This is a genomic window from Ferrimonas senticii DSM 18821, assembly GCF_000422665.1.
Lineage (GTDB): Bacteria > Pseudomonadota > Gammaproteobacteria > Enterobacterales > Shewanellaceae > Ferrimonas > Ferrimonas senticii.
This window is the reverse complement of sequence record NZ_KE383898.1, coordinates 334,038-351,737: the sequence shown is the minus strand read 5'-3', so window position 1 is coordinate 351,737 and position 17,700 is coordinate 334,038. Positions and strand designations below refer to the sequence as shown.

Genomic DNA, 17,700 nt, shown 5'->3' with positions numbered 1-17,700 from the left:
GATCAGTCGTTGATGGTTTGGCGGTATGAGGGATTATGCGTTGGTACCAGCACAACAGGGTATATCGAGCCGTAAGTGGCTTATTAATGGGGTTATTGCTGTTCGCCGGCTTCGCCAGTTGGTACTACTACCAACAAAGCCAGCAGTTACAACAGCAGATCCAGCAACTAACCGAGCGACAGCAACCGCTGTTTAGCCAGCTGCAGCGGTTAGCGCAGCTACAGCAGCAGTTAGCCGAGCATCTGGCTGAGCTGCTACCGGCTGCGACGGTCACTGTCACGCCGTCGCTGCGCGCCAGCATCAGCGACTATTATCAGCAGGTCGAGCAACTGCAACGCTTGTTGCAGCGCGCCTCGCCACTGCGACAACTGCTGTTTCGCCAATCGCAACTGCTGCCGCTGGCTGACGCTAAGCAACAACTCACGCAGCAACTGCCAACCAACGACCTGGCGCTGGCGTCACTGCCGCAGCTACTGCCGGCCAATACCGCCGCGCTAACCCAGCTGACCGCCGAGTTTAATGGCGATCTCAGCCGCCAGCTACAACGCTTGCAACAACAAACCCAACAGACCCAGAAGTTCAGCTTATGGCTGCTTATCGCGGTGATGGCACTGGCGCCAGTCACCGCCATCGCCTTGCTCGCTAGCGGCTTAAGCTATCGTCAGCGGCAACGACTGCAATCCTTTGCCGAGCAAAACCCACTGCCAATTCTGCGCAGTAATCGCTTTGGGCAAATTAACTACAGCAACCCCGCCGCCAAGGCCCTGGTCGCCCAAAGCGGTAAGCTTAGCAGTGCCCAGCAACTGTTAGCGGATCTGCCCCAGCAACTGCGACAGATGGAGCAACAAGGACAGCAACAATGCCGTTGGCACACCCAAATAGACCGCCAACACTATCAAGTACAAGCGACCCTGTTGCCGGACGCCGAACAGGTACAACTGCATCTGTTTAATGATTCCGATGCCCATCAAGCGCTGCAACAACTGGCGCAGCACACCCATTTTGATGATCTCACCGGTCTACCCAATCGGCACCAGTTTATGCAGGAGTGTGAGTATTGGAGCAAACAGGCCGGCGTCAGTTTCAGCTTTGGCAGTTTGAACTTGCAACACTTTGAACGGGTCGCCAGTCAAATCGACTTTCAAAGCGCCGATGAGGTGATGCAGCAGTTGGCCAGTCGCTTAAGTTTGGCGCTGTTTCAACTGCAGTTGCCCCACGCCCGTTTATACCGCTTTGAAGGGGCCAACTTTGGTGTATTGCTGGTGCACCAACACCAATCCGCCGATCTGTTGAAGATCGCCAGACAGTTAGCGCTGGCGGCCGAGCGACCACTAGTCAGCAGCGATCAACGCCATCAGTTTCACTTAAGCTTGTCGCAGGGCTACGCCAGCTACCCGCAGCAAGCCAAAACCATTGAAGAGCTTATCAGTTACGCCGAATTGGCGGCGCAGCAAGCGAAACAGCAGGAGTGCAGCACTCTTTTATTTGAGGCGCAGATGCGGCAACGACAGCGGCAATACCTGTTGCTAGAAGCGGACCTACGCCAAGCAGAACAGCTGGGGCAACTGATGCTGCACTATCAACCGCAGCTTCGATTAGCGCCACAGCAGATACTTGGCGTTGAGGCGCTACTGCGTTGGCACCACCCCAAACATGGCATGATCTCCCCGGCGGAATTTATTCCAGTCGCCGAACAATCGGGGCTGATCATCCCCATTGGCGACTGGGTGCTGCGGCAAGCGTGTCAGCAAGCGCACCGTTGGCATCAGCAAGGGTTGATGGTGTCGATGTCAGTCAACCTCTCTGCCAAACAGTTTCGCCAGCCGGATTTTGTCGCCAAGATCTACGCGATCCTAAAACAGACCGAGGTGTGTCCAGAATTGATCGAATTGGAACTGACCGAAAGCCTGTTGATGCGCGATGTTAATGGCGCCAACCAATTGATGAATCAATTAAAGGAGTTGGGGCTTAAATTAGCGATCGACGACTTTGGGACCGGCTACTCGTCGCTGGCTTATCTGAAACGCTTCCCAGTGGATACCTTAAAGATCGATCGCGCCTTTATCGCCCATCTGCCGGAAGATCATCAAGATCGCGCGATTGTGCAATCGGTACTGGATATGGCCAAACACCTAAACCTACAAGTGATCGCCGAGGGGGTCGAAACCCAAGAACAGCATCAATGGCTGCTGGAGAACGACTGCGACGCACTGCAAGGATTCTGGTTTAGCCGGCCGCTGCCGGAAGATAAGTGTCTGCCACTGCTGCAACAGAGCGCTCAGCTAGCCGTTGCGCCGCAGCCGATATAAGGCCAACATCGCTGTTGGCCTTCGATTCAGGTGAACTTAGCGTGGTTGGCAGCAATCAACTGCCGTATTGCGACTCAAAGTAGCTTTCCAAGATCACCGCCGCCGACTGCGCATCCACAGCACCTTTAGACAGCGAGCGATAGCCGCCACGGGCAAACAGATCCGCCCGCGCATCGATGGTGGTCAGACGCTCATCGTGGGTGACCGTCTTAACCCCAAAGCGGCCATGTAAACGATTGGCAAACTTCTGCGCCAGTCGCGTCACCTCTTGCTCGGTGCCATCCATATTCAATGGTAAGCCCACCACCAGTTGATCCGGCTGCCACTCTTTAATCAGAGCGGCGATCTGATCCCAGTTGGGGATGCCATCACGGGCCTTGATCCCGACCAATGGCCGAGCGGTGCCGGTGATGCTTTGGCCGACCGCCACACCAATACTTTTGGTACCAAAATCAAACGCCAAAATGGTGCTCATGCGTGTCCTACCTCAGTGGAAAGTTGCGCTGCCGTAACGCCAAGATTGGCCAGCGCTTGCTGCCAGCGTAGTTGTGCCGGCACTTCAAATAATAATTGCTGGTTGGCTGGTACGGTCAGCCACGAGTTTTCCGCCAACTCTTGCTCCAACTGCCCCGGCGACCAGCCGGCATAGCCCAGTGCCACCAGATAGTGCTGTGGTTGTTGCTCGGTTCCGAGGCTCAGCAAAATATCTTTTGAGGTGGTCAGCATCAGCTGGTCGGTCAACAGATGACTGGATGGCAGTCCGGCGATAGGGCTATGCAGAACAAAGCCGCGGTCATTATTAACAGGACCGCCAAGCATCACCTGATTATTGCTGCCACGGCTAAGGCTAAAGCCCTCCTCTTTCAATTCGAGGGTGGTCAGCAGCTTTTCGAGGCTGATATCCAACACCTGATTAATGATCAATCCCATCGCGCCTTCGTCGTTGTGTTCGCACAGATACACCACCGAGCGTTTAAAGTAGGGATCTTGCAGGGATGGCATGGCGATCAACAGGTGATCGGTCAGGCTTTGCATCGGTTAGCCTCCGGCCAACTTAACTTTGTGCCCTTTTTGCTCAAGCAAGGCTTTCAACTTGTCGCGGTCATCGCCTTGGATCTCGATATCAAACTCCTTGACGGCACCGCCACAACCCATCTTTTTCTTCAATTCAGCAGCCAACAGCTTCAGTTTCGCCGGCTCCATCCCAAGGCCAGTGATGACCATCGCGCCTTTGCCCTTACGCCCTTTGCGTTCCATCTTGATGCGAACTATGCCGTCGCCTTGAGGTACAGCAAGTTGCGGCTTTTCTGGCGCCACGCGGCCACCGTCGGTGGAGAACACCAGTTGCGAGTTGTTATTGGAAATCATACAGTGCAGAAAACTTCAGTAATGCGAAGCCTAGAGTGTATCAAAGAACCTCTGTGGCGACTGTGGCATTGCTGCGCAATTCGATTTTTAGCAGAGGTAATTCGCGTGTCTTGGCTGGCGAAAGTGATGTCTACCATCGGCATCGAGGGAACGGTGGTCGACACCCTATTAGAGCAACCACAACATCAACCCGGTGAAGCGTTGCACGCCCACGTTAAAATCAACACCGGCCGCCGCAGTGCCCGTATCGATGCAATTAAGTTTGCCGTTTGGAGCCAGGCGGGCAAGCAAGAACCGGTGCAAATTGCCCATTGTGTGTTAGCCGAACGCCTGACCGTCGCTGCCAACAGCGAGCAACGGGTGCCGGTGCAACTGCGACTGCCGCACTACACCCCAATCTCAGTAGGCGGGGTTCGCACTTGGCTGCAAACCGACTTGGATATTCCAATGGCACCGGATCCACAGGACACCGATGACATTGACATTGTCGCCAATAACGAACAGCAACAAGTCTTTGCCGCCTTGGCTGACATCGGCTTTACGCTTATCAGCGCCACCATTGAGCCACTGCCGCAGCAAAGCCGTTATCAGGTGCCCTTTTTGCAACAGTTCCGCTTTCGCGCCGACAGTGGTTGTCCGTTTGCCGGCGAGCTGGAACTGTCATGGGAGCCGGGTCACAGCGAGCTAAGCTTGCAACTGTCGTTGTGGCCAAGCCACGGTGAACCGCGCCATCTGCAGTTGCAGATCCGGCCACCGGTCAAAGCGCGATTAGAGTCGCAGTTACAGCAACTGCTCAATTAGCGCACGCCTAGACAGTGAACTCATGCCGCTTGGCAAGGTCAAAGTCGTCAACACCACCTGTAGGAGTACCCGATGAAAACTTGGTTTGTAGCACTACTGGCACTGATCCTGGCCGGTTGTGCCAGCATCGACACTGACGTGGATTACAACACCGACGCCAATTTTAGCGACTATCGCAGCTGGGCGTGGTTACCCGTTAGCGCCGAACAAGGTGCGCCATACCAACAAGATGGCCTCAATGACCAACGTATTCGCCGCGCCATTGCCAGCGAACTGCTGGGCAAAGGGCTGATTGAAACCAGCGCTGACAACGCCGATCTGTTGGTTAACTACGTCACTTCGGTGGAAACCAAAATCGACGTTGATACCTTCTACAGCAGTTTCGGCTACCACCCGTATTACTACCGTAATCCATTTTTGTATGGCGGCGTCAGCACCGAAACGCGAGTGCGCGAATACCAACAAGGCACCTTGATGGTGGATCTGATCGATCCGACCGACCGCAACCTGTTGTGGCGCGGCAGCGCCTCCGGCACCGTTAAGCAGCGACAGACCCCTGCCGAGCGCACCGAAGCGGTTAAACAAGCGGTCAACGCCATATTGGCGCAGTACCCACCAGCACCGTAACGGCTCAAACCTGAAAAACAACAACGCCCTCAATCGAGGGCGTTGTTATTGCTGCCATGCCAACCACCAACCACTGCTGCTTCACCCCGTGCTACTGCCCCAGCTCTTGCTCTTGCTCTTGCTCTTGCTCTTGCTCTTGCTCTTGCTCTTACTCTTACTGATAACTGATAACTGATAACTGATAACTCGCAACTGCCAACTCGCAACTGCCAACTCACAACTGCCAACTAATCACTGCTAACTAACCACTGCTAACTAACCACTAATCGCAGATTGCGATTGCTCAATGAAAATCCCGCGACTGCAGTGACAATTCACTAAGCAGGGACGACAGATCGGTCAGCTTGCCAGCCATCAGATGGATCACCTCCCCTTGACGCTCTACGATGCCGCTAACATGCAGCAATTTGGCGGTCAGGTACGGCTGACGCTGCGCCCGAGCGGTATTGGCCCACACCACCACATTGGCGTTACCGGTCTCATCCTCAAGGGTCATAAAGGTCACCCCAGAAGCGGTTCCCGGGCGCTGCCGCCCCACCACCAAGCCCACCAGTTGCAGTAATTGGCCATGCCGACAGTCAGCCAGTTCGGCGGCGCTAACGCAGCCTTTCAGTTCATCGCGGTGGCGTAAAAACGCCAGCGGATGATCGCCAAGCGTCAGTCCCAACTGTTGATAATCCGCCAGCATCGAGTCGCTGTCCTCGGGGGCACTTAGCTGCACCTCGGTGCCGCTGGCAAGCTCGGCAAACAGTGGCAGTTGCTGGGCTTCGCCCGCCAATAACCAGCGCGCTTGATGCCGATGGCCCGCCAGCGATGCCAACGCGTTAGCGGCGGCTAACGCCTCCAGTGAGGCCTTATCAAGGGCAGTTAACTGCACCAGCTGATGAACATCGGCAAAGCCCGCAGCGGGACGCTTGGCGACAATCTGCTCAGCGGCGCAGTGGCTTAAACCTTTGACCAGTCGAAACCCCAGTCGCAGTGCCATTTGACCGTCGACCGCTTCAAGTTGATGGTCCCAGTGGCTGTGCTGCAGATCCACTGCTAGCACCAGCCCATCGTGACGCCGTAAGTCCTGCACCAGCTGCGATGGGGTATAAAAACCCATTGGCTGGCTATTAAGCAGCGCACAGGTAAACGCCACCGGATAGTGATACTTCAGGTACGCCGAAACGTAGGCCAGCAGCGCAAAACTGGCGGAATGCGACTCGGGAAAACCGTAGCCACCAAACCCGCGAATTTGCGCCACCAGTTGCTGGGCGAATTGCTCGCTGTAGCCTCGCTCGGCCATGCCACTAAGTAGCTGCCGTTCAAACTGTTGCAGCTGACCTTGGCGCTTCCAACTGGCCATTGCTCGGCGCAGCTGATCCGCTTCGCCGCCGCTGAAACCAGCCGCAACCATCGCCAGCTTAATCACCTGCTCTTGGAAAATAGGCACCCCTAAGGTGCGCGCCAACACCCCTTTAACCGCCGCCGAGGGGTAGCTGATCGCCTCTTCGCCGTTACGCCGCTTCAGGTAAGGATGCACCATATCACCTTGGATCGGACCAGGCCGGACAATGGCAATTTGCACCACCAGATCGTAATAACAGCGCGGCCGCAGTCGCGGCAACATGTTGCTCTGCGCCCGCGATTCAATCTGAAACACGCCGATGCTGTCGGCCTGACACAGCATGTTGTACACCTCTGGCTGCTCCCACTGGATATTGGCCATCGAAAACGGCTGCTGGTGCCAATCGCTAACCAATTCAAAGCAGCGGCGAATAGCGCTTAGCATCCCCAACGCCAAAATATCGACTTTTAGCAGCCCCAGCGCCTCCAAATCATCTTTGTCCCACTGGATCACGGTGCGCTCAGCCATCGCTGCATTTTCCAGCGGCACCAATTGGTGCAGCGGCCCCGCCGAAATGACAAAGCCGCCAACGTGCTGCGACAGATGCCGAGGAAACCCCAGCAGTTGCTCGACCAAGGGGATCAGGTGCGCCGCCGCCCCGCCCTGTTGGTTAAGGCCCAGTGCCAGCAGTTGCTGCCGCCAGTCGACACTGTTATCACGCCGATCGGTGCCACGGATCAGATGTTCGATATAGGCCTGATCCAGTCCCAGTACTTTGCCGACATCAGTCATCGCACTTTTAAAGCGATAGCTGATCACCGTTGCTGCCAGCGCGGCTCGTTCGCGGCCATATTTGCGATAGATGTATTGGATCACCTCTTCGCGCCGCTGGTGTTCAAAATCGACGTCAATATCTGGCGGCTCGGCGCGTTCTTTGGAGATAAACCGTTCAAACAGCAGATTGACCTTGGTCGGATCGACCTCGGTGATCCCAAGGCAGTAACAGACCACCGAGTTAGCCGCCGAACCGCGCCCCTGATGGAGGATCCGCTGCGCTTTGGCAAACTGGACAATGTCGTAGATGGTCAAAAAAAAGTAGTGATAACCAAGCTCATCAATCAGAGTTAACTCGGCCTCAATCTGACTGGCTATCGCAGCGGGAATTTGTTCGCCAAATCGCTGCTGCGCCCCGAGCTGCACCTGCTGGCGCAGATAGTCACTGGCGGTTAACCCCGCTGGCACCAGCTCTGCTGGGTATTCGTAGCGCAGTTCATCCAAGCTGAACTGACAGCGCGCCGCAATCACCAAGGTCTGTGCCAACCACGCCGCTTGATAGCGCCGCTGCAGCAGCGGCCATGGCTTTAGGTAGGCCTCGCCATTCGCGCTTAAACGGGTGCCAGCTTGTTCTAAGGTGCAACCATGGCGAATGGCATCAACCACGTCCAGCAGTGGCTTACGAGCGCGTTGATGCATCCGTACCTGCCCGGCCGCCACCAGCGGCAACTGTTGGCTTTGTGCCAGTTGCAACAGTGCCGTTAAGCGCGGCCCCTCCGCGGACACCAGCAGCCGTTCAATCAACAGCCATAAGCGATCGCCAAACTGCGCCTGCAGCCACTGTGCCCGCGCTTCGCTGTTATCCGGATCAAGCGCTGCCCACAGCAGCAAATAATCGCTGTTATCGCTGCCAAGATCGTCCCATTCAAGCCGGTAACGGCCCTTCTGGCAGCGGCGCCGCGCTTGGGTGATCAAGCGGCAAATTTGGCCGTAGCCGCGTCGATTGCAAGCCAGCAGCACCACGCTGTCACCATCAAGGCGAAAGCTGCTGCCCACCAACAACTTAATTTGATGGTGTTTGGCCGCTTGGTGGGCTTTGACGATCCCCGCCATCGAGCATTCATCGGTCAGCGCCAACGCCTGATAGCCAAGCTCGGCAGCGCTCTGTACCAGTTCATCTGGGTGCGAAGCGCCTTGCAAAAAGCTGTAGTTGCTTAGGCAGTGAAGCTCGGCATAGGCGACGTTGGCGGTAGTGGGATTTAGCTTAGAACCAGCCATGAACAAACCAACCGTGCTGATCATGATAAAGCCACGCCAAAGCACCATCGCGGCGCTGGCCGACAAAGTAATCCCGCGCCATCGCCTCGGCTTGCCACCAACCGGACTCCAGTCGCTCCGGCCCGCGCAATAACGTAAAGAGGCCAACGTCGATGGCCTGCGGCTGGGGCAGTAGCCACAGTGGCCGTGGCGGCGCCAGCTCGTCAGCCAAACGTCGATCGCCACCGTCCCCGCCAGCGACAATGCGATTGGCCTGCTCTGGCCGATGGCTGGAATGACACTGAATGCTGCGCACCTTGTCGTGACCTAAGCGCGCCTGTAACTGCGCTAATAAGCGCAGCGCCGCATCATCCGGGCCGCCACCGGCCAACAAACGTTCGCTGTGCAGTTGCTGTGGCTGCAGCTGCTGACCGATCAGTTCAATCTCAATGATCGGCGCAAACAGCGTCAGTCGTTGCAGTTGCAGCTCGCACAGTTGCTGCCAGGCGTCACTGCGATGTTCATTGGCTGCGGCGGTCAAGGTGATCTCCGTTGCCGAGCGCTGTCGATGCAGTAACCGCAGTTGCAACCGTGGCAGCGCCAATTGTCGACGCCGTAACTCATCGGCCAGTTCACCAAACAGCCGTTTTAACGGGAAACGTAATACCGTCAGGTTGTCGATTTCATGCAGCAGCACCAAGCGGCGCCGGTAGTGTGCCGGTGGGCTAAACCATGGTCGAGGATCGGGTCGCTGACCGCTTAACCGCTGCAACCACAACAACAGCTCCAGACCAAAACGTTGCCCCAACTCAGCCCGTGGTAAGTCCCATAATTGCCCCAGAGTGTGGATCCCCATGCTGGCCATACGACTGGCCTCTGGCCGTTGGCACTGGGCTAATGTCAGCGGCAGCAACTGCGCCAGTACCGCCGCCGAACTCGCCGCGCCGTTTGGTTGTGCTGTGGCTTCGGTAGCAGTTTGTGCCAACAGCGTCGCCGCTAGTGGAGTATGTCCAAGCGCCCAACGCCACGGCAGTTGCCGCAGCCGCAGGGCGGCGGCCAATTCCGCCAACCACGACTGCTGACCGCCAAACAGTTTCAGCATCGAGCTGGCCTCCAGCACCAGCAGGTCCGGTTTAACCAGCATCACCTGCGCGCTAAAACCATAAGCCCAGGCGGCCAATTGACTGAGGGTTTGCTGTTCCAGCTGAGGATCGTAATGGCACAGTTGCAGCGTCTCGCACAACGCGCTGGCGGTGCCAAGGCGCTGACCTGCGACGATCCCCGCCGCGGCCGCACGCTGATTGCACTGCAATACTCGCAGCGGATAATCGCCAACCAGTGCCAGTGGTGGCGGACAGCTGTCCGCGTCGGCAGGATCAGTTAGCGTCAGTTGCTGTGTCTGAATATGCAGCGCCAGATCGACAAAATGCAGAGCCAAAAACATCCTTGCTTACTGCGCCTGTGCCAACCACGGTCCAGCCACCACCGCTGCCGCACCTGAGGACGGATCCGAGGATGGATCTGGCCGCCCCGGTAACGGTAGGGCCAGTGGTGCCTGCGGCCAACCGCCACGTTGTTTTAACAGTTGCACCACACAGCCTTGTGGGCTTGGCGTCACTTGCAGACGCAAGCTAACCCCATGCGCTTGGGCAAGCGCTGCCTTGGGCAGATGCAACAACAACAGGCACTGCCCCTGCTGCGCCGCCAATTGCAATCGTCGCGCTTCGCCAGCGGAGAGCTCCGTCAGCCACGCCAACACGACACTGCAACGACCAGAGCTTAAGCTGTGCTCGATGCTCCACAGTTGCTCTTTACGACAAGGGGTGTCCACCCACAACAGCCGCGACAGATCGATCCCCGCTTGCGCCCAACCGGCGCCATTAGGCGCCGCCGGTGGTGCCACACACAGTTGCCAGCGATCCGGCTGCTGCTGACGATTAAGCAGCGGCTGCAGCAGTGCTGCCACCCCTAAGGTGTCACCAATCAACTCGACCACGCCCACTTGCGGCCAGCCTTGCCCGGCTAGCTGCTTGTCGAGCGCGGCAAAGCCGGTGGCGATCCCGACGGCGCCCTGTTGCCACTGTTTACCAAGCCAGATGTCGTTACGCTGCAATAGCGGGTTAATTGCTGAAGCCATGCTGTCTGCCATCTAAAAAATATACTGTATATAAATACAGTATATTTAATTTCAAGACAGACGCCAATGGATCCGAACTGTGGCCGCCGCAAACAAAAAATCCCCAGCAACCACAGTTGCTGGGGATCTTAGTTAGCTAAGCTAAGTCTTACTTCTTGGCTTTGCTCTTCTTGGTTTGTTCTTCGACCCAGTTGCCACCGCTGTATTTGGCGATCCAACCGGTGGCCTTGCCGTCAACCTCAGTGGCAACGTATTGCTCTTTGGTCTTACGGCTGAACTTCACTTGGTAGAAGTTGCCATCTTCGTCTTGCTCTGGCGCATCCGCTAGATAGTAGAATTTTGGCGAGATGCGATCGCGGAACCGTTTTAGTTCAGCCACCAGCGGCGCGCGGGTTTCACGGCTCTTCGGGAAGGTGCTGGCAGCAAGGAACAGACCGGCGGCGCCATCACGCAGGATAAAGTGCGCATCCGATTTCGCGCATGGCAGTTCTGGCAGCGCTACTGGATCTTCTTTCGGCGGCGCTACTTCGCCGTTTTTCAGAAGCTTACGGGTGTTTTTACACTCCGGATCTTTGCTTGCAGTACAGGCAAAGTACTTACCAAAGCGGCCATCTTTAAGCTCCATATCAGAGCCGCAACGATCACACTCAATCAGCGGGCCGTCGTAGCCTTTAAGCTTAAAGCTGCCCTGCTCGACTTCGTAGCCATCGCAGCTTGGGTTGTTACCACACACGTACAGCTTACGAGTTTCATCAACCAAGTAGCTGTCCATGGTGCTGCCGCACTTGCCGCAGCGACGCATGGTGATCAGCGCTTCCGCTTCTTGATCGTCGGTGGTCACCGCTTCCGCTTCATCACCGGCGGTCAGGTTGATGGTGGTTTTGCAGCGCTCTTTTGGCGGCAGGTTATAACCGCTACAGCCTAAGAACACCCCAGTGGTGGCGGTACGAATGCCCATGTTGCGGCCACAGGTCGGACACGGAATGTCGGTTTCCACCATCTGGTTCGGGCGCATACCGCCCTCAAGCTCATCCAGTTCCGCTTTGCTGATGTGGGCGGTTAAGTCGTCGTAGAACTCATCCAGCACGCTCTTCCAGCTCAGTGAACCTTGGGCAATTTTATCCAAGGTCACTTCCATGCCAGCGGTAAAGTCGTAGCTCATCAGCTCATCGAAATTATCCACCAAGCGATCGGTGACGATCTCGCCCATCTTCTCGGTAAAGAAGCGACGGTTTTCTACCCGAACGTAGCCACGATCTTGGATGGTGCCGATGATCGCCGCGTAGGTCGATGGACGGCCAATGCCACGCTTTTCCAGCTCTTTTACCAAAGAGGCTTCGTTAAAGCGCGCCACCGGTTTGGTGAAGTGCTGTTTTGGCTCTAGCGATTTCAGGTTCAGAGTTTCGCCCACTTGCACCGGTGGCAAGGTGGTGTCCTCTTCGCCTTTACGGCCCATTGGCGGCTGCACTTTGGTCCAACCGTCAAATACCATGATTCGGCCTTTGGCTTTCAGCTCATAGGCGCCGGCAGTCACGGTTACCGTGGTGGAGTCGTACTTCGCTGGCACCATCTGACAGGCCACGAACTGGCGCCAGATCAGCTCATACAAACGCTGGGCGTCACGCTCCATCGCCGTCAGGCTGGAGGATTTAACGGTAACATCGGATGGACGAATCGCTTCGTGCGCCTCTTGAGCGCCCTCTTTCGAGCCATAACGAATTGGATCTTTTGGCAGGTAGTTTTCGCCAAACTCACCGCCAATGTAACCACGTACCGCTTCCACCGCCTCGTTGCTTAGGTTGGTCGAATCGGTACGCATATAGGTGATGTGACCGGCTTCGTACAGACGCTGTGCCAAGGTCATGGTTTTTTTCACCCCAAAGCCCAGACGGGTACTGGCCGCCTGCTGCAAAGTGGAGGTGATATACGGTGCCGAAGGCTTGCTGGAGCTTGGCTTATCTTCGCGTTTGGTAACATTGAACGCCGCGCCTTGCAGCGCTTTTAGCACCGCATCGGTATCGGCTTTGTTGCCAAGCTTTAGGGTTTCGCCTTGATGACGCGCCACCTCCATCCGCAGCGCCGTGCCAGAAGCAGCGCTTAAGTCAGCGTGGATATCCCAGAACTCTTCCGGTACGAACGCGCGAATTTCACGCTCGCGCTCAACAATCAAACGCACCGCCACCGATTGCACCCGGCCAGCAGAAAGGCCACGGGCCAGTTTCTTCCACAGCAGTGGCGAGACGGTAAAACCCACCACCCGATCGAGGAAACGACGGGTCTGCTGGGCATTAACGCGGTCAATATTCAAGTGCAGCGGTTTGGCAAACGCCTCTTGAATGGCGGTTTTGGTGATTTCGTTAAACACCACTCGACGGAACCGCTCCGGTTCGCCACCGATCACCTCTTGCAGGTGCCATGCGATCGCTTCCCCTTCGCGGTCCAAATCCGTTGCCAGGTAGATGGTGTCGGCGTCTTCGGCCAGAGATTGCAGCTCTTTCACTACTTTCTCTTTGCCCGGCAGCACTTGGTAGTTCGCCGCCCAATCCGCTTTAGGGTTGATCCCCATGCGGCTGATCAAGGCTTGGTAATCACGCTCCTGCTTATACTTGGCTTTCTCTTCAGGTGCCATTTTGCGCACTTCCGCCGCAGTCTTGGCCGCAGCGGTACGGCCATTGGCCTGAGCAGAGGAGGTAGGCAAGTCACGGATGTGGCCAACGGAGGACTTCACCACATAGTTTTTGCCGAGATATTTGTTGATGGTTTTCGCCTTTGCGGGCGATTCCACGATTACCAAAGATTTTCCCATCGGGTGGCTTGAACCTTATTGAACGCGTTTTGGCAAGAAAAATTGGCTCCATATATAGAGGGAGTATCGCTCAGTTGCAACCCTAGCCCCCTGATAAAGCAAACACTTAGCCGATTTTTGTGCAATAAAAAATAAATTCACGACTGAAATCGCGATTCCACAAACTACTAATGCAACAATCTTAGACATGCAAGCAATAGTTATGCATTTGTTGCAACTGACGGACAATCCGGCCTCTTGAGGCGCGATTTTTGCACCGTATACTGGGGCCAGTTAGCCAGCCGTTTCACCGCTAACGCGCCCCAATTACCAGACCACAGCGCGACGACATGAGGTCACTCGCCGGCAATATCCACAGGAGGGATGGCATGCATCTGGAAGCCAACTTTGACGGCCTAGTCGGGCCCAGCCACAACTACGCCGGATTGTCGCTCGGCAATTTGGCATCACAGCACAACGCCAGCGTGGCATCCAATCCTAAAGCCGCCGCCAAGCAAGGCTTAGATAAGATGCTGGCACTGACTGAACTGGGCATGGTGCAAGGGGTACTGGCGCCGCAATCGCGGCCGGATCTGACCACCTTACGACAACTGGGTTTTACCGGCAGCGACGCCAAAGTGCTGGAGCAAGCGCATCGCCAAGCTCCGCAGTTGCTAAGCGCGTGTTATTCCGCCAGCAGCATGTGGAGTGCCAACGCCGCCACAGTCTCGCCAAGTGCAGATAGCTTAGATAATAAAGTGCACTTTACCCCAGCTAATCTGGTGAATAAGTTGCATCGTGCGATTGAACATCCACAGACCAGTCGCACTCTGGCGGCGGTATTTAATGACCCGCACTATTTTGTCCACCATGATGCCCTGCCAAGTCACGACAGCCTTGGTGATGAGGGCGCCGCCAACCACACGCGCTTGTGTTCAAGCTATGGCGAGCAAGGGCTGCAACTGTTTGTTTATGGCAAAAGCGCGATCAATAACGGCCAAGTCGCGCCGCAGCGCTATCCTGCCAGACAGACCTTAGAGGCCAGCCAAGCGGTAGCCCGTCTGCACCAGTTAAACCCCCGCCACACCCTGTTTATTCAGCAAAATCCTGAAGTCATCGACCAAGGGGTGTTCCATAACGACGTGATAGCGGTGGGCAACCACAACATGCTGTTTTGTCATCAGCAGGCATTCCTAAACCAACCACAAGCATTGAACGACATCCGCCGTGCCTTTGGCGACGCAGAACTGCATATCTTGGAAGTGGCCACCGCCGAGGTCAGCATCGAACAGGCGGTTAAAAGCTATCTGTTTAACACCCAGATCCTGACCTTGCCCAGCGGCGAGATGGCGCTAATTGCCCCAACTGAATGTTTAGAGCAACCGCAAGTGGCGGCGTATCTGGCGACCCTAACTGACCGCCAGCAGCCGATCAAACAGGTGCACTACTTTGATGTCAAACAGAGCATGCAAAATGGTGGCGGCCCGGCCTGTTTGCGCCTTCGGGTCACGCTTTCGGCGGCGGAGTTGGCGGCGGTGAATCCGCACTGCTTAATCGATCGTGCCCAGCATCAGCGGCTATCGGCTTGGGTTGATAAGCACTACCGCGACCGCATCAGCTTTGATGATCTACGCGACGTTGCACTGCTTAACGAAAGCCAACAGGCGTTGGATGAATTAACACAGCTGCTGCATCTGGGCAGCATCTACCCGTTCCAGCGCTAGCTTTAGCGGCAAATTACCTTGGCAAAATAGTTTCATTTTGCTGACCGCAACATTGGCATTCAATTGCAACAAAGTCGCGCCGCTGACCACGGCACTCTTTTTGCCGTCGGCGCTTCCTGCTACGCTGCAGTTGTTAAAATAATGATAACACCGTTAAGGATAATGGAATGAGTCACAACGCTAATGGGAAAATTGGCTTAACCGGCAAGATTCTGATCGGTATGGTTGTTGGGATCCTGACCGGTTTGGCCCTACGCACTGCCGTCGGCGATGCCGGTTGGTTGACCGATTACTTCACTGAAGGTCTATTTGAAGTGGTCGGCAGTATGTTTGTTTCCGCGCTGCGGATGCTGGTGGTGCCATTGGTATTGGTGTCTTTGGTGTGCGGCACCGCCAGTTTGTCGGATCCTTCAACCCTTGGTCGTATCGGCGGTAAAACGGTGTTGCTGTACCTGATCACCACCGCCATCGCCATCAGTCTGGCACTGTTGGCCGCCACCTTGCTGCAGCCTGGTGATCCGCTGATGGCTGCGTCTGCCGCTGGCTTTGAAGCCAAAACCGCTCCTGGCCTTTCCGATGTACTAATCGATCTGATCCCGCGAAACCCAATGGCCGCATTAGCCAATGGCAACATGCTACAGATCATCGTCTTTGCCATTTTGCTCGGTTACTGCATCGCGCAGCTCGGAGACAAAGCGGCAACGGTACGCGCCTTCTTTGATGAGATGGATCGGGTGATGATGAACTTGGTCAACATCGTGATGTGGTTCGCCCCCTATGGGGTGTTCGCGCTGATCGCCAAGATGGCACTGACCCTTGATATCGCCGCTTTCGGTTCAGTACTAAAATACTTCTTCTTGGTGTTGGGGGTACTAATCCTCCATGCGTTGCTGGTTTATCCGCTGTTGTTAATCAGCCTAAGTGGTCTTAACCCTTTAGTCTTTTTAAAGAAGATGGGCAGCGTGCAGATGTTCGCATTCTCTACTGCTAGCTCTGCGGCAACCTTGCCAGTGACCATGGAAAACGCCAGCCAGAACCTTGGCGTGGGCAATCGCGTCAGCTCTTTCAGTCTGCCGCTGGGAGCTACTATCAACATGGACGGCACCGCCATTATGCAAGGGGTTGCTACGGTGTTTATCGCCCAGGTGTTTGCCATCGATTTAACCTTTGGCGATCTGTTGATGGTGATCGTAACCGCCACCTTGGCTTCAATCGGCACCGCAGGGGTGCCCGGCGTTGGCTTGGTGATGCTAGCGATGGTGCTGGAACAGGTTGGTTTGCCGGTTGCAGGGATCGCCTTAATCCTTGGGGTCGACCGCTTATTGGATATGGTTCGTACCGCCGTCAACGTGACCGGTGATACCGCAGTATCGCTGATTGTCGCTAAAAGTGAGCGAGAATTGGATCTCGAGGTGTTTCACGACCCCGATGCTTTGGATAAAGCGATCGACCACGTTCACTAATACCCCCGCGCTTACGCAATAAAAAAGAGCCAACTCAATGAGTTGGCTCTTTTATTTAAACTGATAGTTATTAGTGACTGCGATTGGCCAGTTCCGACAGTTTCAACATACTGCGTTCGACCACGGCTTCGGCACCACGGCCCAGCTTTTGTGCCAAGTTCTGCTTCTGCTGATATTGCAGTTGCACAATCGGCTTGTCGGCACGCATTAAGAAATCATCCGATGTCGCCAGTTCATCAACTAAACCGAGTTCCAACGCCTGCTGACCGAACCAATGCTCACCGGTGGCGACAGTGGCGATATCGAGCTCTGGGCGATAACGGCTGACAAAAGACTTAAACAGCTGGTGAGTGTGCTCCAACTCTTGTTTAAATTTTTCCCGCCCTTCGTCGGTGTTTTCGCCGAACATGGTAATGGTGCGTTTAAAGTCACCGGCGGTGTGCATCTCAAACTCGATGTCGTTTTTCTTCAGCACTTTATTAAAGTTGGGTAACTGGGCAATCACCCCAATAGAGCCAACAATCGCAAACGGCGCGGCAATCACCTTGTTGGCCACACAGGCCATCATATAACCGCCACTGGCTGCCACCTTATCAACGGCAATGGTCATCGGGATCTGCGCCTGACGGACGCGATCTAGCTGACTGGCAGCCAAACCATAGGCGTGCACCATACCACCACCGCTTTCAACTTTAACCAGCAGCTCATCTTTATCTTTATCGGCGACCGTTAACAGCGCACTGATCTCTTCGCGCAAGTTCGCTACCTGCGCCGCATCGATGCCAGCTTTAAAATCGATCACAAACAAGCGCCCTTGGCGCGCTTGACCTTTACTCTCTTTGGCTTGCTGCTTTGCTTTAGCTTTCTCTTCCTTAGCCAACGCTTTGAGTTCGTCGTCCGACAGCAGGTATTGCTGTAACTGCGCTTTGTAGCCCTCAAAGGTATCCGTTAAATCGATAAGCTTCAGACTGCCCTTATTTTTAGCGCCACTCTTGCCTGCGGCCGCAGCAATCACCACCAGTACCGCTAACGCCACCACCACGGTAACGATTTTGGCCAGAAACAAGCCATACTCAAACAGGAACTCCAAACTTCACTTCCTCAGCTTTTAGGTTTGCTACAGTC

At 55.6% G+C, this 17,700-nt stretch carries 13 protein-coding genes; 5 read left to right on the top strand and 8 right to left on the bottom strand.

Going from position 1 to position 17,700, the window contains the following annotated elements; genetic code table 11:
* The first annotated feature begins 35 nt into the window (after positions 1-35).
* A complete protein-coding gene (locus G506_RS0114755) occupies positions 36-2,309 on the top strand; it encodes a putative bifunctional diguanylate cyclase/phosphodiesterase (protein ID WP_084631461.1) in 2,274 nt (757 codons plus the stop codon).
* Between the two features lie 55 nt (positions 2,310-2,364).
* Here G506_RS0114755 and ruvX read toward each other — a convergent pair whose 3' ends face one another.
* Genes ruvX through yciH form a run of 3 tightly spaced genes read right to left on the bottom strand, consistent with a single transcriptional unit; the run spans position 2,365 to position 3,677 of the window.
* Positions 2,365-2,784, bottom strand: a complete 420-nt coding sequence (ruvX, locus tag G506_RS0114750) for a Holliday junction resolvase RuvX (RefSeq protein WP_028117533.1) — start codon at positions 2,782-2,784, stop codon at positions 2,365-2,367.
* Complete coding sequence (locus G506_RS0114745) at positions 2,781-3,344, bottom strand: YqgE/AlgH family protein (protein WP_028117532.1); 564 nt, start codon at positions 3,342-3,344, stop codon at positions 2,781-2,783. The genes ruvX and G506_RS0114745 overlap by 4 nt, the downstream gene beginning before the upstream one ends.
* A 3-nt stretch (positions 3,345-3,347) precedes the next feature.
* A complete protein-coding gene (gene yciH / locus G506_RS0114740) occupies positions 3,348-3,677 on the bottom strand; it encodes a stress response translation initiation inhibitor YciH (protein WP_035387383.1) in 330 nt (109 codons plus the stop codon).
* A 126-nt stretch (positions 3,678-3,803) separates the two neighbouring features.
* Between yciH and G506_RS0114735 the strand changes: the two genes are divergently transcribed.
* Both G506_RS0114735 and G506_RS0114730 read left to right on the top strand, forming a co-directional pair.
* A complete protein-coding gene (locus G506_RS0114735; RefSeq protein WP_169628117.1) occupies positions 3,804-4,478 on the top strand; it encodes a sporulation protein in 675 nt (224 codons plus the stop codon).
* Between the two features lie 72 nt (positions 4,479-4,550).
* Positions 4,551-5,105: a DUF4136 domain-containing protein gene (locus G506_RS0114730; RefSeq protein WP_028117529.1), complete on the top strand. Its 555-nt coding sequence runs from the start codon at positions 4,551-4,553 to the stop codon at positions 5,103-5,105.
* A 283-nt stretch (positions 5,106-5,388) separates the two neighbouring features.
* On the opposite strand, the gene G506_RS0114725 is transcribed toward G506_RS0114730, so the two are convergent.
* The 4 genes from G506_RS0114725 to topA form a co-directional block, all read right to left on the bottom strand.
* Positions 5,389-8,487, bottom strand: coding sequence for an error-prone DNA polymerase (locus tag G506_RS0114725; RefSeq protein ID WP_035387420.1), 3,099 nt, complete (start codon positions 8,485-8,487; stop codon positions 5,389-5,391).
* Positions 8,474-9,910, bottom strand: a complete 1,437-nt coding sequence (locus G506_RS0114720; RefSeq protein WP_028117527.1) for a Y-family DNA polymerase — start codon at positions 9,908-9,910, stop codon at positions 8,474-8,476. The genes G506_RS0114725 and G506_RS0114720 overlap by 14 nt, the downstream gene beginning before the upstream one ends.
* 6 nt (positions 9,911-9,916) lie before the next feature.
* Positions 9,917-10,603: a translesion DNA synthesis-associated protein ImuA gene (gene imuA, locus G506_RS19875; RefSeq protein ID WP_169628116.1), complete on the bottom strand. Its 687-nt coding sequence runs from the start codon at positions 10,601-10,603 to the stop codon at positions 9,917-9,919.
* A gap of 148 nt (positions 10,604-10,751) precedes the next feature.
* Complete coding sequence (gene topA / locus G506_RS0114710) at positions 10,752-13,409, bottom strand: type I DNA topoisomerase (protein WP_028117526.1); 2,658 nt, start codon at positions 13,407-13,409, stop codon at positions 10,752-10,754.
* A gap of 368 nt (positions 13,410-13,777) precedes the next feature.
* Between topA and astB the strand changes: the two genes are divergently transcribed.
* Positions 13,778-15,112: an N-succinylarginine dihydrolase gene (gene astB, locus G506_RS0114705; protein WP_035387382.1), complete on the top strand. Its 1,335-nt coding sequence runs from the start codon at positions 13,778-13,780 to the stop codon at positions 15,110-15,112.
* 167 nt (positions 15,113-15,279) lie between these two features.
* Positions 15,280-16,575 carry a dicarboxylate/amino acid:cation symporter gene (locus G506_RS0114700; RefSeq protein WP_028117524.1) on the top strand — a complete coding sequence of 432 codons (1,296 nt, stop codon included), beginning with the start codon at positions 15,280-15,282 and terminating at the stop codon, positions 16,573-16,575.
* Between the two features lie 70 nt (positions 16,576-16,645).
* On the opposite strand, the gene sohB is transcribed toward G506_RS0114700, so the two are convergent.
* On the bottom strand, positions 16,646-17,665 hold the full coding sequence (gene sohB, locus G506_RS0114695; protein ID WP_028117523.1) for a protease SohB: 1,020 nt from the start codon (positions 17,663-17,665) through the stop codon (positions 16,646-16,648).
* Positions 17,666-17,700 lie beyond the last annotated feature (35 nt).

Excerpts from the sequence above, each read along its gene's own strand:
- G506_RS0114755 (WP_084631461.1), top strand. The coding sequence starts at position 36 with ATGCGTTGGTACCAGCACAACAGGGTATATCGAGCCGTAAGTGGCTTA.
- G506_RS0114745 (WP_028117532.1), bottom strand. The coding sequence starts at position 3,344 with ATGCAAAGCCTGACCGATCACCTGTTGATCGCCATGCCATCCCTGCAA.
- G506_RS0114735 (WP_169628117.1), top strand. The coding sequence starts at position 3,804 with ATGTCTACCATCGGCATCGAGGGAACGGTGGTCGACACCCTATTAGAG.
- G506_RS0114720 (WP_028117527.1), bottom strand. The coding sequence starts at position 9,910 with ATGTTTTTGGCTCTGCATTTTGTCGATCTGGCGCTGCATATTCAGACA.
- G506_RS0114700 (WP_028117524.1), top strand. The coding sequence starts at position 15,280 with ATGAGTCACAACGCTAATGGGAAAATTGGCTTAACCGGCAAGATTCTG.
- G506_RS0114730 (WP_028117529.1), top strand. The coding sequence starts at position 4,551 with ATGAAAACTTGGTTTGTAGCACTACTGGCACTGATCCTGGCCGGTTGT.
- yciH (WP_035387383.1), bottom strand. The coding sequence starts at position 3,677 with ATGATTTCCAATAACAACTCGCAACTGGTGTTCTCCACCGACGGTGGC.
- imuA (WP_169628116.1), bottom strand. The coding sequence starts at position 10,603 with ATGGCTTCAGCAATTAACCCGCTATTGCAGCGTAACGACATCTGGCTT.
- astB (WP_035387382.1), top strand. The coding sequence starts at position 13,778 with ATGCATCTGGAAGCCAACTTTGACGGCCTAGTCGGGCCCAGCCACAAC.
- G506_RS0114725 (WP_035387420.1), bottom strand. The coding sequence starts at position 8,487 with ATGGCTGGTTCTAAGCTAAATCCCACTACCGCCAACGTCGCCTATGCC.
- topA (WP_028117526.1), bottom strand. The coding sequence starts at position 13,409 with ATGGGAAAATCTTTGGTAATCGTGGAATCGCCCGCAAAGGCGAAAACC.
- ruvX (WP_028117533.1), bottom strand. The coding sequence starts at position 2,784 with ATGAGCACCATTTTGGCGTTTGATTTTGGTACCAAAAGTATTGGTGTG.